The sequence below is a fragment of the Bacteroides xylanisolvens XB1A genome (assembly GCF_000210075.1).
Lineage (GTDB): Bacteria > Bacteroidota > Bacteroidia > Bacteroidales > Bacteroidaceae > Bacteroides > Bacteroides xylanisolvens.
The window spans coordinates 2,344,706-2,371,283 of sequence record NC_021017.1 but is presented as its reverse complement, the minus strand read 5'-3'; the positions used below and the strand labels follow the sequence as shown (position 1 = coordinate 2,371,283).

14 protein-coding genes are annotated in these 26,578 nt (G+C 38.7%); 13 read left to right on the top strand and 1 reads right to left on the bottom strand.

What is annotated here, in order from left to right:
• Positions 1 to 142: 142 nt before the first annotated feature.
• Positions 143 to 4,195, bottom strand: a complete 4,053-nt coding sequence (locus BXY_RS09610; protein ID WP_015531766.1) for a hybrid sensor histidine kinase/response regulator transcription factor — start codon at positions 4,193 to 4,195, stop codon at positions 143 to 145.
• Positions 4,196 to 4,643: 448 nt separating this feature from the next.
• Here BXY_RS09610 and BXY_RS09605 point away from each other — a divergent pair, with 448 nt between their 5' ends.
• From BXY_RS09605 to BXY_RS09550, 13 genes are all read left to right on the top strand, one after another.
• Positions 4,644 to 5,243: an HU family DNA-binding protein gene (locus BXY_RS09605; protein ID WP_004317206.1), complete on the top strand. Its 600-nt coding sequence runs from the start codon at positions 4,644 to 4,646 to the stop codon at positions 5,241 to 5,243.
• A gap of 549 nt (positions 5,244 to 5,792) precedes the next feature.
• On the top strand, positions 5,793 to 6,881 hold the full coding sequence (locus tag BXY_RS09600) for a hypothetical protein (protein WP_004317208.1): 1,089 nt from the start codon (positions 5,793 to 5,795) through the stop codon (positions 6,879 to 6,881).
• A 12-nt stretch (positions 6,882 to 6,893) separates the two neighbouring features.
• Positions 6,894 to 8,225: a DUF6055 domain-containing protein gene (locus tag BXY_RS09595; RefSeq protein ID WP_004323096.1), complete on the top strand. Its 1,332-nt coding sequence runs from the start codon at positions 6,894 to 6,896 to the stop codon at positions 8,223 to 8,225.
• A gap of 384 nt (positions 8,226 to 8,609) precedes the next feature.
• Positions 8,610 to 10,751, top strand: a complete 2,142-nt coding sequence (locus BXY_RS09590) for an alpha-L-fucosidase (RefSeq protein ID WP_004323098.1) — start codon at positions 8,610 to 8,612, stop codon at positions 10,749 to 10,751.
• 159 nt (positions 10,752 to 10,910) lie between these two features.
• Positions 10,911 to 14,021 carry a SusC/RagA family TonB-linked outer membrane protein gene (locus BXY_RS09585; RefSeq protein ID WP_004317214.1) on the top strand — a complete coding sequence of 1,037 codons (3,111 nt, stop codon included), beginning with the start codon at positions 10,911 to 10,913 and terminating at the stop codon, positions 14,019 to 14,021.
• Between the two features lie 20 nt (positions 14,022 to 14,041).
• Complete coding sequence (locus BXY_RS23535; RefSeq protein ID WP_243442487.1) at positions 14,042 to 14,848, top strand: RagB/SusD family nutrient uptake outer membrane protein; 807 nt, start codon at positions 14,042 to 14,044, stop codon at positions 14,846 to 14,848.
• The gene (locus tag BXY_RS23530; protein WP_243442486.1) at positions 14,826 to 16,025 is read left to right on the top strand and encodes a RagB/SusD family nutrient uptake outer membrane protein; all 1,200 of its coding nucleotides are present in this window, start codon (positions 14,826 to 14,828) and stop codon (positions 16,023 to 16,025) included. The genes BXY_RS23535 and BXY_RS23530 overlap by 23 nt, the downstream gene beginning before the upstream one ends.
• Before the next feature lie 21 nt (positions 16,026 to 16,046).
• A complete protein-coding gene (locus BXY_RS09575; protein ID WP_004314235.1) occupies positions 16,047 to 17,477 on the top strand; it encodes a DUF1735 domain-containing protein in 1,431 nt (476 codons plus the stop codon).
• Between the two features lie 26 nt (positions 17,478 to 17,503).
• Entirely contained in the window at positions 17,504 to 19,627 is a 2,124-nt protein-coding gene (locus BXY_RS09570) for a DUF1735 domain-containing protein (protein WP_004314236.1), read from the top strand.
• A 36-nt stretch (positions 19,628 to 19,663) separates the two neighbouring features.
• Positions 19,664 to 21,334 (top strand): DUF6055 domain-containing protein, encoded by a 1,671-nt coding sequence (locus BXY_RS09565; protein ID WP_015531763.1) that lies wholly within the window; start codon positions 19,664 to 19,666, stop codon positions 21,332 to 21,334.
• Between the two features lie 120 nt (positions 21,335 to 21,454).
• Positions 21,455 to 23,488 (top strand): beta-glucuronidase LacZ4, encoded by a 2,034-nt coding sequence (lacZ4, locus tag BXY_RS09560; protein ID WP_008016636.1) that lies wholly within the window; start codon positions 21,455 to 21,457, stop codon positions 23,486 to 23,488.
• A gap of 82 nt (positions 23,489 to 23,570) precedes the next feature.
• A complete protein-coding gene (locus BXY_RS09555) occupies positions 23,571 to 25,766 on the top strand; it encodes an alpha-galactosidase (RefSeq protein WP_004315086.1) in 2,196 nt (731 codons plus the stop codon).
• Between the two features lie 20 nt (positions 25,767 to 25,786).
• The gene (locus BXY_RS09550) at positions 25,787 to 26,509 is read left to right on the top strand and encodes a gamma-glutamyl-gamma-aminobutyrate hydrolase family protein (protein ID WP_004315087.1); all 723 of its coding nucleotides are present in this window, start codon (positions 25,787 to 25,789) and stop codon (positions 26,507 to 26,509) included.
• Positions 26,510 to 26,578 lie beyond the last annotated feature (69 nt).

The window sequence follows — 26,578 nt, the reverse complement described above, 5'->3', positions numbered from 1 at the left end:
TAATGGCTTGTACCACAATATTCGGGGACAAAAGTAAAAAAAAAGATTCTCCTTACCTTATATTATAAGGAGAATTTAATAAAATCTTAAGATTTACCAATGTTGATGTTAACTTTTACATCTGTAAATCTTAAGATTTAGCTTAAAGGGAGGATGCTTGCCGGCTTATTTTGTTGCGGATGAGGGGTCTTCCTTTATTTTTTTTGAGAAACTCTGTCGGTAACATTCCAAATTGTTTCTGAAAACATTTGGCAAAGTAGGAAGAAGAACTGAACCCGACGAGGAATCCTATTTCGGTAACCCTATATTCTCCCTCCACCATCATTTTGCAGGCTTTCTTTAATCGAGTGACCTTGATGAAATCATTGGGAGTCATGCCAATAATGCCTTTGATTTTGGTAAATACAGAGGTACGGCTCATTCCCAGTTCCTGTGCCAGTGTATTTACCGAAAATTCGGAGTCCTCAATATTATTCTGGATGATTTCGGTACATTTATTCATAAATTCTTCATCCAGTTTATTGTGGACAGCGGAGTGCAGATCGGACAACGGAGTAGAGGCATACGTTTTCTGCTGACTTTCCCTTTTCTTGAGTAAGTTCAGCAATTGTGCTTTCAGGTGGAAAGGTGAGAATGGTTTCTCTATATATGCATCCGCACCGGCTTCCAGTCCTTTGATTTTACTTTCCGTATCCGTTTTGGCTGTCAGCAGAATGACAGGAACATGGGAAATATTGATGTTACTTTTAATTTTCCCACAGAGTTCGAACCCGTCCATTTCCTCCATCATCACATCACTGATGATGAGATCGATGTTGTTCTTTTCAAGAATTTGCAACGCTTCCTCTCCACTTGAAGCCGAAATGACGAAATATTCCTCGGACAGAATTTTGGAAAGGAAATCCAGAATCTCCGGGTTGTCGTCCACAACCATAATGGCATATTGTTTTTTCAACGGTTCACCGGGAAGAGTGCTTTCCAGTTCATTTTCTTCTATGCTGTTTTCTGGAATAATCGTATCTTCCACTCGTTTGGCCACTTGTGGCAAAGCAGTGATGGCCGCTTGTTTGGGGAAATATACAGAAATAGAAACACCGTTTTCACCGCCTTCCCTATCGCTGACTTCGATCTTTCCGTTCATCAATTGGACGAGTGAGCGTGTCATGTGAAGCCCGATACCAATGCCCAGTTTATTTATTTCACTGTTGTTCTTAACCTGATAGAATGCGTCGAATATTTTAGTCTTTTCTTGATCGGTGATGCCTATACCGTCATCGGTCACGGTGACTACTATCTCGGAATCCTTTTCTATAGTCGTAATACGAATCGTGCTTTTGGCATATTTCAAGGCATTACTTAGTAGATTGCTGATAATCTTGGTAAAAGCTTCTTCATCTATGACAATGCTCAGTTCTTCCGGGATAGAGGAAGTGTCAATCGCCACTTTCTTTTGTCTGGCAGATAATTCAAAAATGCAGCTTACTTTGCAGATTATTTCTTTAATCCGGTAACAGTCATACGATAGTTTATAAGATCCCGTATCTACTTTGCGGAAATCCAGCAATTGGGTGACAAGCGCATACAAGCGTTTGTAATTCTGTTCAATAATACTTAGGTATTCCCCATACACATTGTTGATACTTGAAGTTTTCATCAGGTATTCCAATGGGCCGATAATAAGGCTCAATGGAGTTCGAATCTCATGAGCAATGTTAGTGAAGAAATCTATTTTGGAGTTATAGAGCTCTTTTTCTTTTTCATCGTTCAGCCTCTTGATACGTTCTTTCTGACGTTTCTCCGTGCGTTTTACGTAATACCATACGGTTAACATAATCGCAATCAACAGGACGAGGGCATAGATCAGATAAGCCAGTTGCGACCGGAAGAATGGAGGCAGCACCTTGATTTTTAGCTGTACTTCATTGCTGCTCCATAGTTTATCACTGTTCGTTCCCTTGATCCTTAATACATATTCACCGACGGGTAAGTTTGCATAGGAAAGATGGTTGTTACTTCCTTTAGTGAACTGCCATTCGCTGTCCAGACCTTCCAGCATATATTGATAATCATTCTCTTTGGGAGCAATGTAACTTAGTGCGGCAAAATCGAATCCGATCATGGACTGGTTATATTTCAACACAATCTCATCTGTATATCCTATGGACTGGTGAATAGGTGAATTGGGCGTGTCAGCCTGTATGTCTTTTCCGAAAATGGTCATATTAGTGAGGATGACAGGTGGATTGTATGTATTTTCTCTCAAGTCTTGCGGAAAGAAATAGCAGAAACCGTCTGTCGAACCCAGAAATAGTCTACCGTCAGAAGATTCAAAGCCGGAGCAGGGTGTGAATTGTTCATTGTATAGTCCGTTTGATTTCGAATAGGTTTTTATATGTTTCGTGTCCGGGTTGTATACAACAAGCCCTTTATTGGTACTTATCCATAGTAAGTCTCCTTTGGGGATAATTGAATTGATGATTTTATTTGGCAATTTCAGGTGATCATATCTGGTGAAATCGTCCGTTTCATCATTATATCTGCAAAGCCCTTGGCCATACGTTCCCACCCATAGCTGTTTTTTGCTGTCGATAGCTAATGTGGTGATTACATTCTTTGTTAGTGAATTCGGATGGTCCGAACGTTGATAAGATGTTATCTTTTGGGTTCTGACATTGTATGAATATAATCCACTGATGCTTGTTCCTATCCATATTCTTCCGAAGTAATCTTCAATGATATCCGATATTTTGCCTGTAAAAGAACCGATTCTGATGAAATTGTTTTTTTCGGGGTTATAGTAACAGAATCCTGCAGAAGTGCCCACGTAAATACATCCATTACTGGCTTTATATAGAGTGAATACCCGTGAGGAGGGGATAGATGTTGAATCTTCCGGATTATTGAGAAAACTTTCCACTTTTCCTGTTTTTAAATCAATCACCTCCAAACCTCTTCCATAAGTGGCGGCATATAGTTTATCTCCGTCTACCAGCAGATCGTGTATACAATAGTAAGTTGTGCCTATACTGGCTGCATCCCGGAAAGGGGTAATTTCTTGAGTTTTGGCATCAAATCGGAAAATGCCATTGTCATCCGTACCTATCCAGTATTTATCATCTTTGTCTTCTTTGATAACATTGATTACTTTTCCTGATTGTGGCGTGGACGATGATGAACAGCTATAATATTTGAAATTATTCTGAAATGCCGAATAGAATTTGATTCCATCGAAATAGGAGCCCAGCCAGAGGCTTTCTTCCTTATCTATATAGATGGTATATATAAACTTATTGGCTCCGGTTCTTATTTTCAGATTCGGATTGTCGGATTGTATAATTTCTCCTTTGTCTGCTTTAAAAATTCCCATACCGTTGTCGGATGAAATGAACAACTCGCCAGGTCTGTATTCTTTAATGTCGTGGATATGATATAATAGGTTGTTCGGACTTCTGTCCCGGTAGTTGGTGAAAGTTTTAGCCACAGGATCGAACAGGTCGAGCCCGTTCTGAAAAGTTCCTATCCATAAATTGCCGTGTGAGTCTTCAAACACTTTCTGAATGGAATTATCTGATAAACTATTAGGGTGATTGCTCTTTTTGTAAGTGACGAACGTGTTTTTCTGTTTGTCAAAGCAGCATAATCCTTCCGAATAGGTTCCTATCCAAATGTTTTGTTTACTGTCTTGCTGCAATGTCATGATAATGTTTTGGGAGATGCTATTAATCTTTCCGGGAATATTCCGGTATACTCTAAGCCTGACTTTATCAGATGGAGAAAAACGGTAAAGCCCTTCTCCACTCGTTGCAATCCATACTTCTCCGTCACTGTCTTCTATCATATCGGTGACGTAGGTTTGTATCATTTCTCCAGTTTCAGTTTTGGCATGGAAAGGTTGGAAAGTGTCTGTTTTCGAGTCGTAAATGACAATTCCGGTATCCAATCCTATCCACATTCTGCCCCTGCGGTCGATAAATATTTTCTTGACGCTGTTACTGGTTGTTGCGTTGATATATTCTGATAGATAGTAGTTCTTGAATGCAATACCGTCGAATCTGCTTAATCCATCATCGGTACCGAACCACATGAATCCACATGAATCTTGCAAAATGCTGTATACTCTGTTGGCTGCCAGTCCATCATCCATTGTATAGGAGGTGGAGAAGATACGCTGCGCATTCACGACAAATGAATGCATGCACAGGATTTGTATAGTTATCAAAAGAACGATTTTTTTCATGGGGGATTCTTTATGTTGTATTAGTTTTCATTAGTATAGGACAATATTAGGAAGAATTAGTAGCAAAAGCAAATGATAGGCTGTCTTTTTAGGTGTGGAATAAAACTTTTGAAAGTGAACAAAAAAATCGTTCAAATCTTGGATAATTATTGGTTAATATGGTTGTGGGCTTTGGGATAATTCATTAGTTGAAATTAAATCTCGCTTTGCATAGATTAGTATCTGTATATTCTATGTACATTTGTCTCGTTAGCATATCGGTTTTCGTTTGACTTAAGTTAAACGAAAGGATGACTTAAGTTGAACTATCGCCTGACTTAAGTCAAACGAAAATAGGAATGCGTTTTAGAAAATTAATCCATAGGAGAGAGGAATTTAATCTTTCCTATTGAAAAACTAATTGATAATGAGTGTAAATTATGATCTTTATGAAACTCCCGATCTTGCTAAAAGTGGGGAAGAACAGCCTTTGCATGCACGTGTCGTTTTGAAGGGCAGTTATACAGCCGAAGAATTTGTGGAACAAGTGACCGTATTTCAGCATATGCCCCATGCACAAGTGGTCGGCGTTATAGAAGCTATATCAAAAGAACTACGTCATTTGCTTTTGAAAGGATTTTCGGTAGAGCTGGGCGATATCGGTTATTTCTCCCTTTCATTGAGTGTTGACAAGAAAGTGATGGATCCAAAAGACTTGCGTTCACCGTCCGTATCTCTGAAAGATATTAATTTCCGTGTCAATCGGCAGTTTAAAAAGGATATTGAGAGTGAGATTGAATTACAACGTTATCATTCTCCTTTTCGTGTGAAGAACCCCTTGGATAGGGAGAGATGCTTACAACGGTTGGAAAAGTTCTTGGAAGACCATCCGTGCATCAACCGTCAGGATTATGCTATGCTTGTGGGAAAAACGAAGATACAGGCATTGCAGGATATCAATGCTTTTATCAAAGATGGTGTCTTGAAGAAGTATGGTTCAGGGCGTTCTGTAGTCTATATAAAGTAGGAATTGGTATAGTGACGGTATATGTATGGAATAGCGTCACTATCTAGTTGGTATACCGTCACTATATCGAAAGGATACCGTCACTCTTTTGAAAGATGTTTCTGCTTCCGTACAAGTGTCAGCGAATGTGGGGAGCGGAAGTAAGACAGCCAAATATATTGTAGGCAAGCAAATTTTGCAGGCAACTATTCTATTCTGTAGAAATATGGGACAGGGCATTCTGTGGTATATATAAAAAGCGACCTGATATTTTATAATAATTCAGGAGTCTATTATAAGAGGGGATTCTTTGGAATATCCTCTTTTTTGTGACTTCCGGATAAATTTAGTATAAAATTAAATATTCAATTTTTCTTTTTACGATATTGTTGCTCTTTTGTACATAATTAGCCTTGTTAAAGTGTTCTATTGCATACTTTTGTTTCGAAAAGGATAAAAACATAAGTTAACCTTACTGGAGTTTGGCAATAGCGGATGATATTCTGGTAAAACGTATTTTATCAGGGTATCAACTGAATTATAATACGGTATAAATCTAAAAGAAAATCTATGGGTATTCTAAAGTGTATATTAATAGCATGCAGTTGTCTGGTTTGGGCGACTCATGCTTTTTGTGTGGAGGTGAAAGATACGATTGAGTATCGTGCGCAAGTATGGGTGGATAAAATCGATTTGGAACGTTATGGCGGAGAAGCATCTTTTAAAAAGAATTTGCAGCAGATGTTTCATAATACAACCCGCTTTTGGAATGAAAGTCCCAATAAGTTTAACTATTATTTCCGGTTTGTTCCTGCTGACGAATTGTGTGTGTATGATATTCAGGGAGATAAAGACAGATACGGAGAGTTTCAGAGAAAGGCTTTCGGTCGGCTTGATTTGTCGAAATATGACTTTGTGTTGTTTCTGGCGTTGGGCGCAAAGAATGAAGGACTATCTTGTGGTGGCGGTGGAGCCAGTGGGCAGTCGGTGGTGATGTGTTATGTTCGTGAAGCTCATAACATTTTTACAGATGCGCTATATCCCGATCAGGGGACATATAGTAATCTAGGGCACGAGTATGGACATGTGCGTGGTGCTACAGATTTATATCAATATATGATTGCTGCAGAAGATAATCCGGTAAGTCATGAGAAATTAACTCCTCCTAAATGTAATATGGGGACTGGATATCGCGTCTGGAGTGATTATTGTTCGGCTTTATTCAATTATACAGCAAAAATGAGACCACTGGATAAAGACTTGTCGGACAAAGTCTTTCCTCGTAAACTAGTGATTAAAGTGGGTAAAATGGGGAAACCGTTATCTAATTGTACAGTGAATTTTTATGGAACTCGTGCCGGTGGTAAATATAATAAGCGGGATGTATATCCGAAAGCTTACAGAACATACACTACCAGTAAACGAGGCATAATTGAGATAACTGATTTGTATAAGTTGTATCATCCGGATATGACAGATGCCAATATTCCTCCCAAAGAACCACAAGATTTATTCCCATATTCTTATTGGTTTAGTTTTCTAGTAGAAATAATAGATGAGGTGGGACAAAAGAAATATGTATGGCTTCCTGATGTGGAACTACAGAGAGAGCATTTGGAAACAGGTAATGATACTTATACGGTTAATGTAACATTTTAAAAGTAAAGTAATATGTGCTGTAGTAAGCGAAATTTTATCTATTTGTTTTGTGGATTGATGTTGGCCCTTAATATACAAATGTTGCAGGCTAAGTTGGGAAATAAAATTATTTTTATTCCGGAAGATGATCTTAAAAAGCACGGTTTTGATGTTCCTGATGGTAGATTTGGCTATGATTGTATGGCAGAATCTGATAATCTAGTTATTTTCTGGGAGAGGTCTTTTGGCAAGGAACCTGCTGTAAACATGGATGAGAGTAAACGATTTTATCCGAATGAAATATTGAGTGAGGGCGAACGGTACTATCGTTATTTTGTAGACAAATTGAAATTTGTGCAGAAAGGGAAATCTTATACTGATAAGTATAAGATGATTATATGGATGTATGATGACAATGAGAAGACAGTCTATGGTGGTGCTCATGACAATGTCGGAATGACCTGGTTTCGTCCGTGCAGAATAAACGGGTATCCTTACTGTACACTTGCTCACGAGTTAGGGCATTCTTTTCAGTTTATGGTTGAGGCAGATGGTGGCAAAGGATTTCCGGGGACGACACTCTATGAGTATACTTCTCAATGGATGCTATGGCAGGTACATCCAGACTGGGTGACTATTGAGAATTATCATTTGAATAATTACATGAAACAGACACATTATACATTGTTTCATAAAACGAACCAATATTGCGCTCCGCAGTTTATGGAGTACTGGTCTTATAAGCATGGATTGCCGGTGATAGGCAGAATGTGGAGTGAAGCTTTAAAAGAAGAGGACCCAGTGTCCACTTATATGCGAATAACGAAGACTTCTCAAGATTTGTTTAATGAAGAAATCTATGATGCGGCAACTCGTTTTGTAACTTGGGATCTTCCCCGCATAAAATCAGTTTGTAGTTCTTATGCTAATGAGCATCGTTGTAAATTAAAGAAAATGGGGAACGGATGGTATCAAATAACAAAAGAATATTGTCCACAAAGTTATGGTTATAATGCAATTAGATTGAAGGTTCCTAAAGGAGGGACAGTCATAGACTTGACTTTTGAGGGAATGGCTGGAAATGAAGGTTTTTATTCGGAAAATAAGGCGTATGCAGGGTGGCGTTACGGCTTTGTTGCCATGCAGAAGAATGGAAAGAGAGTTTATAGTAAGATGAATAGAGCTGTAAATAGCGTGAATCAAACTGTTAATTTTATAGTTCCTGACGATACCCAGTTCTTGTGGCTTGTCGTGACAGGAGCACCAGATAAACATACGAAATATCATCAGAAAATGGAGCAAGTTGCTGAATGGCCATATCGGATAAAGATCAGTAAGACTTCATTTCATCCAGATACTTTGTAATGGAATGATTGAAGTATCTGGTTATGGAGGTTATTATTTGAGATGGGAAAAGTGTGGTATCGGATTGAAAAATATGATAATAAAGTACTTGATATTTATTCTATTTAGATGAAAGTGACCTGATAGTGAAAAGAGATTTGTTTGTAGAAATAAAATATGAGCAATAAAATGGTACATGATCTAGGATAATAATTGGTGAAATACAGAGCAGTAAGTGAAAAGATCTCACGTTTTACTATATTGTTGTTCTTTTGTACGCAATTTGCCTTGGTTTTACTGGCATACGTCTACCTTAGTGGCGCAGAAGATGATTTGATTGTTTTTTAAGACTAAGCTATATCTCTTTTGTATTAACCTTATTAATCTTTTATAATACTAATATTTATGAGTTGTAAATTATCTTTCACGTTGTTATGTATAGCTATGTTAGCTTCTTGTATCTCCACTAAAATGGATCCACCGCAACCGTATGGGGTATTGCCTACAGATCGTCAACTAGCTTGGCATGAAATGGAAATGTATAATATGATTGAATTCAATCAGAACAATGCACTTGATATTCATTGGGGATGGGGTAATGAGTCTCCGGAACTAGTGAACCCTGTAGATTTTGACGCAGAAAAAATAGTTCTTCTTGCAAAAAAAATAGGTTCGAAAGGATTTCTCATCAATGCAAAGCATCATGGTGGGTTCTGTATGTGGCCAACGAAAACCACTGATTATAATATTTCTAAATCACCTTGGAAAGATGGCAAAGGAGATTGGGTTGGCGAATGGGCGAAGGCTTGTCGTCAGCATGGGCTTAAACTCGGACTTTACTTATCGCCGTGGGATAGAAATGCTGCATGTTTCGGAACGCCCGAATATCTGAAAATGTATAAGGAACAACTAACAGAATTGTGTACCAATTATGGAGAACTGTTTACTCTTTGGTTTGATGGTGCTCCAGGTGCCGGTGGTTCGGGATATTACGGAGGTGCTAATGAATATCGTGGCGGATTCATCGAATATTATGACTGGGATAATATTTATGCGATTGTCAGAGAACTCCAACCCAACGCTGTCATTTTTAATGACCCCGGACCTGATATCCGTTGGGTAGGAAATGAGGATGGATATGCCGGAAGATATAAAAAAACTTGTTGGGCAACATTATTCCCTGAAGGAAATTGGAACATGAGACCACGCCCTAATAGTGACGGTGAGCGGATTAAAATGTTGAATGAGGGACAACGACATGGGAAATATTGGATTCCGGCAGAGTGTGACTTTTCGCTAAAAAGGCGTTTTGCTTATCATACTACAGATAGCTTGACTACTAAAAGCCCTCAAAAATTATTTGATATCTATCTTGCGAGTGTTGGGTTGGGGCAGGGATTTGATATGTGTCTTCCTTTAACTCCAAAAGGAGTAATGGAGTGGAGAGATGTCAAATCTTTGGAAGGTTTCGCTGAATTAATGAATAAAACTTTTAGCAAAAATTTTATTAAAGGAGCACGTTTGGTGCCATCTAATGTGCGTGGGAATATAACTAGGCATTATGGTACTGCAAAGCTTACAGACAATGACCGGTATTCTTATTGGGCGACTGACGATACAGTAACAAATGCATCATTGATGATAGAACTTCCAAAGAAACAAGTTTTTAATCTGATAAAAGTGCGTGAAAACATAAAATTAGGTCAACGAATCGACTCTATGAAAGTCGATGCTTGGGTAGATGGTGGCTGGAAAGAAATAGCAGAGGCTACCAGCATAGGGGCGTGTCGAATTATTCGTCTTGAGAATGATTTGAATACAGACAGAATCCGTTTACGCTTTTTTGCCCCAGTAGCATTGGCTGTGAGTGAAGTAAGTCTGTTTAAAGAACCTGATAATTTAGAAGCACCAAAAATTTATAGAAAGAAGGATGGAATGGTGAGTATAAGAACAGACCGGCCTGTAATTTCTATCCGATATACAACAGACGGAACCGAACCGTCATTTACCTCAAATGAGTATAAAGAGCCATTCCTTTTTGATAAACAGGGAGTTGTAAGAGCAGCAGTTTTTACATCTGATAAAAAAAGTGGAGAGATTACTTCAGTGATTTTTGATCAGTGCAAGAAGAATTGGAAAATTATATCACCTGTTAAATCTGGTGTTGATAATATGATTGATGATAATGTAGAGAGTTACTTCCATACGTATGATGCTGGTAATAAGAAAGAATTTGTACCCGACGAGGTTATTGTTGATATGGGAACTACTATTCCTGTGTCCGAGATCATTTACACACCACGTCAGGATATGTATAGAAATGTGGATGGAGTCATTGAAAATTATGAAATTTATTTGAGTGAAGATGGACTGAAATGGGAAATGGCTTCAAAGGGTGTCTTTCAGAACATTAGGCAGACACTTGTGCCTCAAGAAATTAAGTTAAATAAGGTTTATCGGTCACGTTATCTGAAATTTGTGGTCAATGGTGTGTTGGAGAAGAATTTTATAAGTGTAGCTGAAATTGGAGTGCGAACTGTTGACTAATTTCTTTGTAGTGTAGAAAGGAATATTCGCTTTTGATGAGCATTGTGTAAATACCCCTTTCTGTATGTGAATAAAAAATGATTTTTGGGTGATAATTGATGAATTTTAAATTTAAAAAATATATAGTTAACTGATGTCTAATTTTATAAGAAAAAGCTTATGAAGTATTATTTAAGAAGGATTGCTTTTGTAACGTTGGGAGCTTTTATAGTTGCCGGCACTACGAGCCTACCGGCGATAGCTGACTCCGGAGTTAAGGGGGCAGTGTCTGCTCAACAACAGCAAAGCAAAAGACAAGTAACAGGCACTGTCACGGACGCTTTGGATGGCAGTCCCATTATTGGTGCCAATATTGCATTGAAAGGCACTCAAACAGGTGTAATATCAGATTTGGATGGTAATTATTCTATTCCAGTTAATAGTACCAAAGATATCTTAGTCGTTTCTTTTATTGGCTATAAAACTCGGGAGGTTCCTGTAGAGACTTCAGGTATTATCGATATCAAGTTGACTTCCGATAATGAGATGCTGGACGAAGTAGTGATTGTCGGATCGGGAACACAGAAAAAAGTAAGCGTTACGGGGGCTATTTCTACCGTGAAAGGATTGGAACTTAAAGCTCCTAGTTCTTCGTTGACTAGCTCTATGGCCGGTAAATTGGCCGGCGTAATCGTTAATACCAAAAGCGGAGAACCTGGAACAGCTTCTGAATTCTTTATTCGTGGTGTATCGACTTTTGGTGGACGAGCTACTCCCTTGATTTTGCTAGACGATGTGGAAATTGCTACAGGGGATTTGGACAATATTCCAGCCGAAACCATCGAAAGTTTTTCTATCTTAAAAGACGCATCTGCAACTGCCATTTATGGTGCTCGTGGTGCGAATGGTGTGATGCTCATCACTACCAAGAAAGGACAAGAGAATTCAAAAACCCGTATTAACATCACTTTGGAAAATTCATTCAATAAACCAATGAACTTTCCAGAGTTTGTAGATGGAGCCACTTGGATGGAAATGTATAATGAAGCTGAACTTACTCGTAATAAGTCAATTAGGCAAGGAAGATATAGCAGACAGCAAATTGAAGGAACTCGTTATGGGTTAAATCCATATGTTTATCCGGATGTGAATTGGGGTGATTTGATATTCAAGGATTTTGCGACTAATCAACGTGCGAATATCAATATATCTGGTGGTGGTCAGAAAGTAACTTATTATATGAGTTTAAATGTGAACCACGATACTGGTTTGTTGGACTCACCCAAGTATTATTCATGGAACAATAATATCAATAACATGGGGTATAACTTCCAAAATAATATCTCTGTGAAAGTGACATCTACAACTACAATCGATTTGAACATGAATACGCAGATTCGTAATAATCGCGGTCCTAAGAATTCGGTCGATGATTTATTTAAAATGATGTTATCTTCAAACCCTATAAACTTTCCGGCCGTGTTTCCTGCACAGGAAGGCGATCAGCATGTGAAGTATGGTAATTCCATTCTTACAGCCAATTACACAAGAATAAACCCTTATGCATATATGGCCACCACTTTTAAACAAGTGGACTCAAATATGCTACATACTACATTGAAAATTAAGCAGAACTTGGATTTTGTTACAAAAGGTTTGAGTGCAAACGCATTGGTGAACTTTAAAAACTGGTCCAGTTCTGAATATAACAGAACGATTGAACCTTATTATTATCGAGTGAAAGAAAATTCTTACGACCCCAAGAATCCTGTCTCATACGAATTAGAACGTTTAGGCACTTCAGGCAAGCAATATATTGCTGAATCCGGTATAACCAGATCTGGTGATCGTACTATTTTTATGCAGTTCCAGATAAACTATACACGTCAATTTGGCAAACATAATGTAGGCGGTATGTTGATGTATATGCAGCGTGATTTTAAGAAGGATGTGCTTCCTAATCGTAACCAAGGTTTTTCCGGTCGTTTTACATATGATTATGGTCAGCGCTATTTACTCGAATTCAACTTTGGTTACAACGGCACAGAGCGTTTGGCAAAAGGTGACCGGTTCGAGTTTTTTCCGGCTGCTTCTTTAGGCTGGGTAGTGAGCAATGAAGCTTTCTTTGAACCCTTACGTGACAAAATCGATAATTTGAAGTTGCGTGCATCTTATGGATTGGTAGGTAGTGATGAAACAGGCACTGACTTTGGTCATTTTCTTTATTTGGATAAAGTGGAACTAGACAACATCAAATATAGTACCGGTTATGATTGGCAAACTACATTTGGTGGCCCGAAAATTTCAAGCTATTATGTATTGGATGCTGGCTGGGAACGTTCTAAGAAGTTGGATGTCGGTTTAGAAATGACACTTTTCCGTCATTGGAATATTACGGCAGATTATTTCTACGAAAAACGTTCGAACATTCTGATGCAAAGAAAAACATGGCCAAGTCAATTGGGATATAGTGCCACACCTTGGAGTAATGTCGGGAAGGTAGACAACTGGGGCTGGGAGTTCAGTACCAACTATCATCATTCCATTAACAAGGACTTGTCTATGGACTTTCGTGGTAACTTTACGTATGTGGAGAACAAATATGTGTATAGAGATGAACCCTATACACCGTACCCATGGAAAAGAGAAACCGGACGTCCTTTGAACTCGACATGGGGTTACATAGCAGAAGGATTATATCAGACCGAAGATGAAATAAAATACGGTCCTAAGGTAGAACTAGGAAGTACCGCTCAAGTGGGAGATATCAAATACCGTGATTTAAATGGTGATGGTGTAATCAATGCAGATGATCAGGGAATGATTTCAGAATATGGTGGAAATCCACGTATACAATACGGATTTGGTTTGAATATAAACTATAAGAAATTTGATCTTGGAGTGTTCTTTAACGGTTCGGCTATGCGCAAGATTATGTTAACAGGTATTCATCCGTTCGGAGAGTCTGATTACAACATTTTCAAATTTGTAGCGAAGGACTATTGGACAGAAGCTAACCCTAACCCTAATGCAGCATATCCGCGTCTTGGACTACAAAAAGCAAACTCAGACAATAACGTTGTACCGAGTACATTCTGGATGCGTAATGGTAATTTTTTACGTTTCAAGACGTTGGAAATCGGATATCGTTTCTGCAGATACGGTAGAATCTATGTGACCGGGGATAATCTGGCTGTTTTCAGTCCATTCAAAGAATGGGATCCAGAGTTGGAGTGGTATAAATATCCGTTGCAACGTACATTCAATATAGGATTGCAATTAAATTTCTAAACCTTTAAAAATTGTCATATATGAAACTATTAAATACAATTAGAATACTAAGTGGGGCATTGTTCATCTCGCTATGCTGCTTAACAGCCTCCTGTAATTTCCTTGAGATTGTTCCGGTAGAACAAGCTGATTTGGATGACGCAACACAAGATTTCAACAGCACTTTGGGGTTCTTGCATTCTTGTTATGCAGGAATACAATCGCCTGTAGCTTTTGAAAATACAGAAGCCTCTGCAGACGAATATGCTGTTCCGCTTGAGTATAGTTTGCAAGGTTATAATTCACTCAAAGTAGCTCATAATCTATTTACAGGTAATAATAATGATGGTGGTAAATGGAGTAACTATTACAGATATATCGGGCAAATTCATCTGTTCCTACAGGAACTGAAAAAGGCACCGGTAAGTGATTTGATAAAAGAGGAGTGGGAAGCAGAGGCTTATTTCCTGATGGCCTATTACCATTTTGAGGTGCTGCGTTGTTATGGACCTTGTCCCATCAGCGACAGATTACTTCCACAGACCGCTAGTGAAAATGAATATCCGGGTCGTATGCACTATGATTATGTGACGGATTGGATTGTTCGGCTATTGGATGAAAAGGTACTTGCAGGTGATAAGTTGAGGAATACTCGTTCGAACACAGAAGTGGGTAGAGCTACTCGCCCTATCGCTCTTGCACTGAAAGCAAAAGTATTACTTTATGCAGCTTCTCCTTTATGGAATGGAAAGTTCCCCTACCCAGAGTGGAAAAACGTAAAGTTAGGAAAGGCCATGGAAACTCCGGGATTACGGTACAGCGTTGGTGAGTACTACATACGATCGTGAGAAATGGGTACGCGCAGAGGAAGCTGCTCAAGAAGCATTGAATGCAGCTTTGGATGCAGGACACTATTTATTTGGCACAAGAGCTGGCGATGAAAGTTTGCAGGAGCAGAAAGGACTTCCGATGCCCTATATTCCTAATATAGAGGGGACCGATACTGAAGTTAAGGCATTTCAGAATAAAGTATTGACTTTGCGTTATATGATGACAGCCAAAGGCAGTGATGGCAATCTGGAAATTCTGTGGGAGTTACACAAAACTACCAACTTTGTCTTCGGAAGTATACCAAACAACATAATGAAACTTAACAATGGTTCTGAATATGGAGGTTGGAGCTCAACTTCTCCTTATTTATATGCTGTAGAACATTTCTATACCAATAAAGGGACCTTGCCCAAAATCGCTGCATCAAAGAATGAATATCCTGCTGAAAGTAAATGGTTGGACCCGGCGGGTGTTACTGGCCGTTCGGAACTCTTTAATATTTGTGTAGCTCGTGAACCTCGATTTTATGCATGGTTGGGATTCCATCAAGGCGATTATTCTTCTCGTCTAGCCAATGGACAACCGATTCAAATAGATACGAGAGATCCTGATAAACAAGGATATAATCCGGCAAAGTATAACCGTAATCACTTGGTGACCGGCTTTGCTATCCAGAAGTTCCTGGATCCTAACACGCAACTGGACTTATCCGGTGGTGGAGGAATTCCGAATCCTGCCTATCCATTGATTCGTATGGCAGATCTTTATCTGATGTTAGCAGAATGTCAGGCCAATTTGTCTTCGGATGGTAAATCGGATACTTACGCGACTGAAGCGCTTAAGAATCTTAATGCGGTGCACCAACGTGCCGGTTTGAAGGCCATTACTAAAGAGGATTTAACAGATATGCCATTGATGGAATGGATTAAGAACGAACGTTATGTAGAGTTCTATGCAGAAGGACAGCGCTACTTTGACGTACGACGTTGGGTAGAAGGAGGTAAATATTTGGCTGCTGGAAAGCGTGAAGGATTGAGAGCTGAAGAAAAAGGATTGGAGTATGACGAATTCAGGCAACGTATTAAGGTGAATCAACCTTATGAATGGAATAATAGACAGTATATACTTCCAATTTACTATGTTGATGTGAATTCTAATCCGCAATTGGTTCAAGCTCCCGGTTATGGCAATTAATTAATTAAAAAGATATACAGTATGAAAAATATATATATTTTATTTCTTCTCGGAGTAGTGGTGACCACTCTCTCTTGTGAAGATGGTAATAAAAACTATACGGAGGAATTTGACTCTGTCTACTATTATCTGAAAGAGGGGGTTAATGAATTTGACTTCTATAGTGTGAATAGTGCCAAAGTTCAGACCATCACTGTTGGAAGAGGAGGACATGGGTTGAATGGAGTCAGCACTATCAATTTGGTTCCTTTTACTCAGGCTGAAATGGACGAGTATAATGCAACTATAGATGGCGATTATAAACTTTTAGCTCCGGAATACTATGATATGCCTGCTACAGTAGCCTTTGAGGATGGTGTCGAATATAGAAATGTAGATGTGGTATTCAAAGGAAATATGAGTGAACTGGCTAAGACCGGCGAGTATATGCTCCCCATTCGTTTAGAAGCTGATAATGGAACGGTGAATGATAACAAAAATATCATTTATTTCAAGCCGAACATCATCGTACCTAGCATCATTACGGATCCTACGGGGGTTCATGTAATCAGAATGGAAGAGGGTAAGAGAGAGAAACAAAGTTTTGAGCTTGCTTTCTATTTAGACGTGAAAAATGAGTGGGATCTCAAATTGAGAATAGAGAACAACGAAGATGAGTTGGAAAAAGCTGTAAGGCAATATAATGAAACGATGGGAGTTGATTATCTTCTTTTACCTAAGGAAAATCGTTCGTTTGAATCAACAATACTTTTTCCTGCAGGCGAGGCACTTGCTTCCTCTTTTGTGGAGGTGAATAATAATAATCTCATGATGGATGATTACCTGCTTCCAATTATTCCGAAAAAGGTGGTGGGTATGCCGTTTGATGTAAGAGAAGCAATCTGTTACATTCATGTGATGGTTACCGGTGAATTGAAATTAATTTCTTTGGCTGATGATATGTTGAGTTCCAATAGTATACATCCTGGTCAACCACTCAGAAATATGCTTGATAATGATATTAAAACATATTATGAATCTATTTGGACAAGCAATACAGACCCTAAGCATGATTCGAAATATGGTGTGTATATAGATATTGACGTATCTGATGTTACTCCTATGATAGAGAAGCAAATTAAGATTGATTATTCGACTAGAGAGTATGCAAATGCTGTACCTAATCAGATTATTCTTTATGTAGGAACGAGTGTGGATAATTTGAGAAAAGTGGGTGAGTTGAGTGCAACGAAAAATAATTTGCCTAAAAAAGGTGGAGTTTGGACAGATGACTCTGAACAAAATGTAGATATGCCTCAATTCTCGGTAGGACGTCAAGAGATATCTTTAATTCGTGTCTCTTTCTTGTCTAGTGCTAATGGTACACAAATTAAAAACCTGACACAATCCGGAGCCATAAGTGGAGACCAAAACTCGGTCGCAATATCAGGATTTAGATTGTATGGTAAATAATTGTGAAGGAATAAAAACGAAAATATATGGAAGCTTTAATGAAAAATATATGGAGAATCATTCCCGTGCTACTATTATCTGTAGCAATGGCAGGTTGTAGTGACGATGATGATACAACTTCGTCATTCTTCGAACTTTCTTCAACGGATTTGGAATGTAACAGTAATAATGTTATCGATGTTGTAGTACCTATAGAGGGCCAGACATATAAGTTGACTGTAAAATCTTCTGTGGATGTAATTTGGACAACTAAGCTTGAAGGTGGCAGTTGGATAGTAGCCACACCTGTGACTAAGCAAAGTGGGGACGGAGAGATTTTGATTGTTGCATCGAGCAACCCGACTAATATAAAAAACAGAGTAGCTACAGTGACTATTAGAAACAGTGTTAACGACGAGATTTATAGATATGCGTTTACACAGTCGTATGATCCGAATCAAATGGCGCAAAAAGAAGAATTATATGCTTACATTCATTATAATGAGGACAGATATAACAAAGAAGAACTTATTTATACTACTTCTATAAATAAGGTAGAGGGTAATGTTTCAATTTCTTCACTTGGCCAAGAAGAACTGGATAAATATAATGAGGATAATCTCACTCTGTATAAACTTCTCCCTACTGATTGCTATACTTTGCCAAATTCGATAAGTTTTGATGGAGAGGTATCTGCCTTATTGGATATTAAATTCAATAAGAAAACAGGAGATTTGAGTACAAGTGAAGAGTATATGTTGCCCATAATAGTTTCTGTAGATGATAGAAAGGCTGAATTGATTTGGTTGGTAGTGAACATATACGATCGGAATATCTCAAGGAGCGTGAAACAATTTGATTTTTATAATGCCAATCAGGATATCACTACCTTATTGACAATTAATAAAGAAGAGGGTGAAGTGACTCTTTCTGCATTCACAGAAGAGGAACTGAACGCACATAACTCTTTGTATGGTACAAGCTACATGTCTATTCCTGAAGATTATATTGTAATGCCTGCTTCTGTTGATTTTGATGATTCGGATCTGTCGAAAGATGTAAAAATAACATTTAAAAAAGAAGTAGGAGAGTTGGATGAGGATAAAGAATATGTTTGGGGTATTCGTGTTTATGTAGATGGTTTCCCTGTCTCTGAAATCTTTATGAAACCTCGTATTGCAACTCCTGTTGTTACTATGGAGTCGAAAGAGTACAAGCATATTCTTATTTTGGACCAAGGAGAGAAAAAGGCATCTTACGGTTTTAATCTTTCTCTTGATGTAATCAATCAGTGGGAATTTACGGTGGAATTTGAAGAGAACGAAACTGCTTTGAAAGCTGCGGTTGATAAATATAATGCGGATAAAGGTACTTCCTATACATTATTACCCAAAGGCAACTGCGTTTTATCATCTTCCGAATTTACACAGGAAGATAATGAGAAATTAGTGACTGCTACATTGTCAGGGGATGGTTTGACTTTAGATAAGGATTATTTGTATCCGATTATTCCAATTGGATGTGGTAATAGTCCTTTCGAAGTCAAAGAAAAGATAACCTATGTTCACGTGATTATGGAAACAAAAGTGGAGTCGATCAGTGACTTGAGAAGTATAAATCTAGAAGCGAATATGCTAAAGGCAAGTGCTACTGACGGAGGCAATAATGTAGGTAATCTACTTGCATATAATAATTATTGGCAATCCATTTGGTCACCTAACGGAGGTAAAAACGATCCTAAAATAGATCCGGTATATGGCGTGTATCTCGATATTGATTTCTCAAATAAACCTCTTTCCCAAGCATTCTCATTCAACTATTTGCCGAGGAATTGGCCTAATGCTGTTCCTAATGAAATTGTTGTTTATGCTGGAACAAGTAATGATGATTTGAAGAAGATTGGAGAATTGAAATATGAGGATAACCAACTGCCGTTTGCAGACAAAACTTGGATTGGTCGTGTCAGCGAAGAAGATTTGTCCAAATTGTCACTTTACAGTTTGAAAGAGAGTGGAGCGACTTTGGTACGATTGTCATTCATATCTAGTCGTGATAAGACTTATAGTAACAATAGTGTAAAGAATATATTGGGTTATGATTATACGAAGTGGAATAATAGTGGTGATTACCCGTGCGTTGCCCTTCAACAGTTGAAGATATATGGTAAGTGATAAATTTTATAAGATCAAATCATAAAAGAAACAAATATGAATATTTTAAAATGGATGTGGAAGATTCTTCCTATAATGTTATTAGCAGTTAATGCAACAGCTTGTAACGATGATGACGATAGCGGAAAGAGAGAAAGGCCACTTACTTTTGAAGTGACCTTCTTGAGCTTGGTTTGCAATTATACCCGACCGGTTGTTGTAAATGCTCCTTTTACTGGTAAAGATTATCACTTGACGGTTACAGCTTCACCGGAAGTGACGTGGAAAGTGGAAGTGGTAAGTGGAGATTTGGTGACTGCTACTCCCTCGGGCGAGCAAAGTGGTAGTGGAGAGATTACTCTTACGGTAGCTGCCAATCCAGCTAAAGACCCTGGGAAAAAAAGTGAAGTCGTGATAACTAATAACGCAAATGATGATACTTATAGGTTTGTATTTACACAAGTAGAAAAGGTGTTACTTATTCCGGAACATACTATGATCGGACAAAGCGGACCTGAACTTTTTGAAAACGAAAACAGCAAATTTAATAAGCACTACATGAAAGAAAGCGACAATGTGGCTCTCTTTTGGGAAAAATCATTTGGTACCAATCCACAAAATGCAGAGCGGAAGTTCAATCCGGATGATTTGCTGAAAATGACGGAGGAAGTATATGACTTCATGAAATATGATTTGTACTTTGGAAATAAGGAAGAATCCGTGACGAATAAATACAAGCTCATTGTGTATGTGATAAATGATAGTGAGGGTGGTGCTACAGGAGGAGGAAATTATCCGGTAGGTGAGTTGGCTATTCGTCCACATCATTCGGGAAATCCTAATATGGTATATCATGAGGTGTCTCACAGTTTCCAATATTTGGCCTTGTGGGATTCAGGTATTAAAGATGCTTGGTTCCCTGGCCCGATATTTGAAATGACTTCGCAATGGACATTGCTTAGACGTTCTCCGGAATGGATTGATCAGGAATTTAATCATTTTACGAATTATATTAGTGGCACGCATCGATCATTGGGGCATAATGACAATGCATACAATAACCCGTATATGTTTGAGTATTGGGCGAATAAGCATGGAGTGGAAATCATGAGCAGAATATTTCAGGAGACTACTTTGGACGATAAGACAGAATCGGGCCAACTCAACTTTATTAAAACCTATAAACGTTTGACTCACATTAATCAAGAACAACTCAATGAAGAAATGTATGATGCTGCATCCCGTTTCATTACCTGGGATTTGCCGCGTATTGAAATGGCATATGCTGCCAGAGGAGCTAATGTGCATACTTGTCAGCTTGTTCAATTGGGAGTGACTTATCGGATCTCACCCGAACGTTGCCCAAGCAACTATGGATATAACGGTATTAAATTAACAGTACCGGAGGCCGGAACTACAGTAAAAGTTAATTTTAGAGGTATAATAAACAGTTCAGAGTATAATATTCACAAACCGAATAATGCTCAATGGAGATATGGATTTCTGGCTGTGCTGAAAGATGGTTCACGTGTATATGGCGAGCCAAGCAAAGAAGATATAGGATCTGCAAGTCTTCAGGTTCCCGAGAATACGGAACATCTTTGGCTGGTAGTGGCTGCTACTCCCAAAGAAATCTATGATACGGGGGCTGACAATCAGTGGCCTTATCAGTTTACATTGGATAACACAGAACCAGATGGTGACAAATGTAGAGTAATTAAGAAGTAAGGTCTCAATAAACGAATGATTATTTCTGAGAAAGTTACCTTAAGTAGCTCTTTAAAGATAATCATTCGTTTTTGTTAATGGATATTGCTATTCGAAACCGTAATTTAAGTCTTGGTAAATATGAAACATCGTTTATGGGCATTTGTTGTTGCTTTTTTGTGTTATAGTTCGATAGTCTTTGCTGAAAGACAGGATATCCTGCTAAATAATCAGTGGAAATTCCGTTTTTCTCATCAAGTACAAAAAGGTACGGAAGTTCGAGTGGATCTACCTCATACTTGGAATGCGCAGGATGCCTTATCTGGTAAAATAGATTATAAGCGAGGAATTGGCAATTATGAGAAGAAGCTATTTGTCCAGTCACAATGGAAAGGGAAACGTCTCTTTTTACGTTTTGAAGGAGTGAATAGTATAGCTAATGTGTTTATTAACCGTAAACATATTGGTGAACATAGAGGAGGATATGGAGCTTTTGTGTTTGAAATCACAGATAGAGTAGAGTATGGAAAGGACAATTCTATTTTAGTACGAGTGAATAATGGTGAACAGTTGGATATAATGCCTTTGGTCGGAGACTTCAATTTTTATGGAGGAATTTATCGGGATGTGCATTTATTAGTTACCGATGAGATTTGTATTTCTCCTTTGGATTATGCTTCTCCGGGCGTTCGACTGATTCAAGATAGCGTAAGTCATGAATATGCTTGTGTACGTGCTCTTATTGATTTGTCTAACGGAAGTGACAAATTACGGGAACTGGAACTTAACATTATTCTCTCGAATGCAGGTAAAGTAGTGAAAGAAAAAAACGAAAAGGTTACACTTTATCCTGATTCTGTTTCACAAAAAGAAATGAGGATAGAGTTGAATAATCCACATTTATGGAATGGACGACAAGATCCGTTTCTGTATCAGGTAGAAGTCTCTCTTTTGCATAACGGAGAGATACTAGATCAGGTAATACAGCCTTTGGGACTTCGTTTTTATCGAATAGATCCGGATGAGGGTTTTTTCTTGAATGGAGAACATTTGCCACTTCGAGGAGTATGCCGTCATCAAGATAGGAGCGAGATAGGTAATGCTTTGCATCCCGAGCATCACGAAGAGGATGCGGCATTGATGCTGGAAATGGGAGTGAATGCCGTGCGACTGGCTCATTATCCTCAAGCTACTTATTTTTATGACCTCATGGATAAGCTTGGTATAGTGGTATGGGCTGAAATCCCTTTTATCGGTCCTGGCGGGTATGAAGATAAGGGTTTCGTTGATTCACCGTCTTTCCGTGCCAATGGAAAAGAACAGCTTAAAGAATTAATTCGTCAGCATTATAATCATCCTTCTATTTGTGTTTGGGGATTGTTTAATGAGTTGGCAGAATATGGAGATAATCCGGTGGAGTACATTAATGAGTTGAATGTACTGGCACATCAGGAAGATACTACTCGCCCCACCACTTCTGCCAGTAACCAATCAGGAAAAATAAACTTTGTGACCGATCTTATTGCCTGGAACCGCTATGATGGATGGTATGGTGGTACCCCACAAGATTTAGGAAAATGGCTGGACTGGATGCATAAAGAATATCCTGAAATTCGTATTGCTATTAGTGAATATGGTGCCGGCGCAAGTATATATCATCAACAAGATTCGCTAGTGAAAACAAATCCCACAAGTTGGTGGCATCCGGAAAATTGGCAAACTTATTATCATATAGAAAACTGGAAAGCGATAACCGAACGTCCTTTCGTTTGGGGAAGTTTTGTGTGGAATATGTTTGACTTTGGTGCTGCGCACCGCACCGAGGGTGATCGTCCTGGAGTTAATGACAAAGGGTTGGTTACATTTGATCGGAAAGTGCGAAAAGATGCTTTTTATTTTTATAAAGCGAATTGGAATAAAGAGGATCCTATGATTTATTTAATAGGTAAACGTAACATAATACGTGTGCAGCGACAACAAACGATTATAGCCTTTTCCAATCAACCTGAAGCAGAATTATTTGTCAACGGAAAGAGTTGTGGTAAAGTGGAAACAGACCGGTATTCTATCTTGGAGTGGAAACATGTGATATTGACCCCTGGAAAGAATAAAATAGAAGTGAAAACTACAAATAAGAAACAGACACTGACAGATATGTATTATTGCATTTTATGAAAAGTATATATTATACTGGGTTGAATACATCTAATGGTCAGGAAAAGGTAATACTTAATATCAATATAATAAAAACAAATCTATGATTATAAATATGAAGCAGAGCTTAATAGCCGCTATTGGTTTGTTATTATCAAGTTCTTTATTTGCTAAAGATTATTTGATTTCGACGTCCAAAACGTCATTGTTGATTACAGCAAATGCAGGTGAACCATCAAAGATGCAATATTATGGAGTCAGTATTGCTCCCGGGCAGATACAAAGTATCTATGATGCCGGACTGGTATTGAATGCGAACAGCTATCCCGCTTTCGGTCTCCAGACGGTAGGGGAGAAAGCGATTGCTATTACTCAACCGGATGGCAATATGTCACTTGACTTGGCGGTAGATGCGGTTACTCAATACACTTCCAAGGATGGAGAGATAACCGAAGTTCTTTTGAAAGATAAGATATATCCTGTTTGGGTGAAACAATGTTATAAGGCTTATAAAGGAACGGATATAATTACCACTTGGGTTGAGATTGGCAATGCAGGTAAGAAACCAGTAACACTGTTTCAGTTTGCTTCCGCTTATTTGCCGATGTTTCGCGGGGACAACTGGCTGACTCATTTTCATGGAGCCTGGGGTGCGGAACATACGATGGATGAAGAGAAACTGACGAACGGGCAAAAAGTGATTGCTAACAAAGACGGACTGGCGAATACGGAAACGGATAATCCTTCTTTTATGTTGTCGTTGGACGGCAAACCGCAGGAAGAAACAGGAAAAGTCTTTGGGGGCGTTTTGGCTTGGAGTGGTAATTATAAGTTGAAGCTGGATGTTCGCAACACAGCACTGAATATAATAGCCGGTATGAATGAGGAAAGTTCACAATACATACTGGAACCGAAAGAGACATTCGTCACTCCTGAATTTGCCATGACATATAGTACCAATGGCAAAGGTGGGGTGAGTCGTGCTTTTCATCATTGGGCACGCCAATATAAAATGAATCGGGGTGAAAGGCTGCATGACATCTTGTTGAATAGCTGGGAAGGTGTTTATTTCAAGGTGAACCAAAAAGGGATGGATGAGATGATGGAAGCTTTCTCTGCCATGGGTGGAGAGTTGTTTGTCATGGACGATGGCTGGTTTGGAAATAAATATCCCCGTAATGGTGGAAACAGTAGTTTGGGTGATTGGGAAGTCTGCAAAGAAAAACTGCCTGAAGGTATTGAAGGACTGCTTGCGTCTGCCAGGAAGCATCATATAAAATTCGGTATCTGGATTGAACCGGAAATGTCGAATACCAAGAGCGAGCTGTTCGAAAAGCACCCGGACTGGATTCTGAAAATTGATAACCGTCCTTTATCTACCGGGCGTGGCAAAACGCAGGTAGTTCTGGATTTGACTAATCCGAAAGTACAGGATTTTGTTTTTGGAGTGGTCGATAATTTGATGGCGAACTATCCGGAAATTTCCTATATGAAATGGGATGATAATTGCAGTTTGCTGGATTATGGTTCTTCCTACTTACCAAAAAACAAGCAATCACATCTCTATATTGAGTATAATAGGGGTTTACAGAAAGTACTTCAGCGTATTCGTGCCAAGTATCCTGAACTCGTGATGCAGCTATGTGCTGGTGGCGGTGCCCGCGTCAATTATGGATTGCTTCCATATTTTGATGAGTTCTGGACGAGTGATGATACGGATGCTTTGCAAAGAATTTATATGCAATGGGGAGTTTCCGGTTTCTTTCCGGCTATTGCTATGGCATCTCACGTAAGTGCGGACAAGAATCATCAGACCGGACGTCGTATTCCATTGAAATTCCGTTTTGATGTGGCAATGTCCGGGCGATTGGGAATGGAAATTCAGCCGAAGGACATGAATGATGTTGATAAGGCATTCGCCAAGCGTGCTATTGCAGCGTATAAAGATATTCGTCCTGTGGTTCAGTTCGGTGATTTGTATCGGTTGGTGTCTCCATACGATAATAAAGGAGTATCCTCTCTGATGTATGTCACTTCCGAAAAGAATAAGGCGGTCTTTTATGCATATAAGATTTCTCATTTCATCAATATGGTTATTCCGAAGGTTTGTATGAATGGATTGGATCCGTCGAAGAATTATCGTTTGGTAGATTTGACACCTGTGGACAGTAGCAAACCTTGTGACCTGAATGGTAAAATCATTAGTGGAAAGATATTGATGGAAGAAGGCATTGCATTAAAATCATTGCTGAAAAGTGAATATTCAAGTTTGGCTTTACAACTACAGGCTGTGGATTAAGTTGATAAAAGACAATGAGAATGATAAAAAGAGAAATTCCTGTTATTGGTATTTCTACTGAAATTGATATTCCGGGAAGAATATCTGTGAAAAGAAAATATGTGGATGCTGTCCTTCAAGCGGGCGGCATCCCTTTTATTCTTCCGTTTACCGACAATGTACAGATTTTACAATCTGTGGTTTCTTTTATTGATGGTTTACTCCTGACAGGTGGGGGAGATATATCGCCTGTGATATACGGAGAATCGACTCTTCCTGAATGTGGAGAATGTTGCCGGGATAGGGATGACTTTGATTATGCTTTGCTGCGCTTAGCATCCGAAAGGCAAATTCCCGTTTTAGGTATTTGTCGGGGAATGCAGATTATTAATACTTATTTTGGTGGAACATTATATCAGGATTTGCCTGCTCAATATCCCTCGGAAATTAATCATCGGTCACCGGATGCGTTTATGATATTACAGCATAATGTGCGATGTTTGAGGACCGGAAAATTGTATTCTGTTACAGGCAAGGAAAGTTTGAAAGTCTCCTCCATTCATCATCAAGCCGTTAAGAAATTGGCTTGTGGATTCAAGGCATCTGCTTTCGCTGATGATGGAGTCATAGAATCAATCGAATCTGATTCCGAACATATTTGGGGTGTTCAGTTCCACCCAGAGTTGCAGGCTGTGGAAGGGGATGAAGCTATGAAAAAACTATTTGTGTATTTTATCAGTCAGGCAAGGACATTATCATGCTGATAGTGATATAAAAGAGATGATACACAGTATCTTTTACGATATTATTGTTTTTTTGTACGGGATTTGTCA

Bases quoted from the DNA above. Each gene is read 5' to 3' on its own strand.
- BXY_RS09590 (WP_004323098.1), top strand. From the start codon at position 8,610: ATGAGTTGTAAATTATCTTTCACGTTGTTATGTATAGCTATGTTAGCT.
- lacZ4 (WP_008016636.1), top strand. From the start codon at position 21,455: ATGAAACATCGTTTATGGGCATTTGTTGTTGCTTTTTTGTGTTATAGT.
- BXY_RS09605 (WP_004317206.1), top strand. From the start codon at position 4,644: ATGAGTGTAAATTATGATCTTTATGAAACTCCCGATCTTGCTAAAAGT.
- BXY_RS09600 (WP_004317208.1), top strand. From the start codon at position 5,793: ATGGGTATTCTAAAGTGTATATTAATAGCATGCAGTTGTCTGGTTTGG.
- BXY_RS09550 (WP_004315087.1), top strand. From the start codon at position 25,787: ATGATAAAAAGAGAAATTCCTGTTATTGGTATTTCTACTGAAATTGAT.
- BXY_RS09565 (WP_015531763.1), top strand. From the start codon at position 19,664: ATGAATATTTTAAAATGGATGTGGAAGATTCTTCCTATAATGTTATTA.
- BXY_RS09555 (WP_004315086.1), top strand. From the start codon at position 23,571: ATGATTATAAATATGAAGCAGAGCTTAATAGCCGCTATTGGTTTGTTA.
- BXY_RS23535 (WP_243442487.1), top strand. From the start codon at position 14,042: ATGAAACTATTAAATACAATTAGAATACTAAGTGGGGCATTGTTCATC.
- BXY_RS09575 (WP_004314235.1), top strand. From the start codon at position 16,047: ATGAAAAATATATATATTTTATTTCTTCTCGGAGTAGTGGTGACCACT.
- BXY_RS09610 (WP_015531766.1), bottom strand. From the start codon at position 4,195: ATGCATTCATTTGTCGTGAATGCGCAGCGTATCTTCTCCACCTCCTAT.
- BXY_RS09595 (WP_004323096.1), top strand. From the start codon at position 6,894: ATGTGCTGTAGTAAGCGAAATTTTATCTATTTGTTTTGTGGATTGATG.
- BXY_RS09585 (WP_004317214.1), top strand. From the start codon at position 10,911: ATGAAGTATTATTTAAGAAGGATTGCTTTTGTAACGTTGGGAGCTTTT.
- BXY_RS09570 (WP_004314236.1), top strand. From the start codon at position 17,504: ATGGAAGCTTTAATGAAAAATATATGGAGAATCATTCCCGTGCTACTA.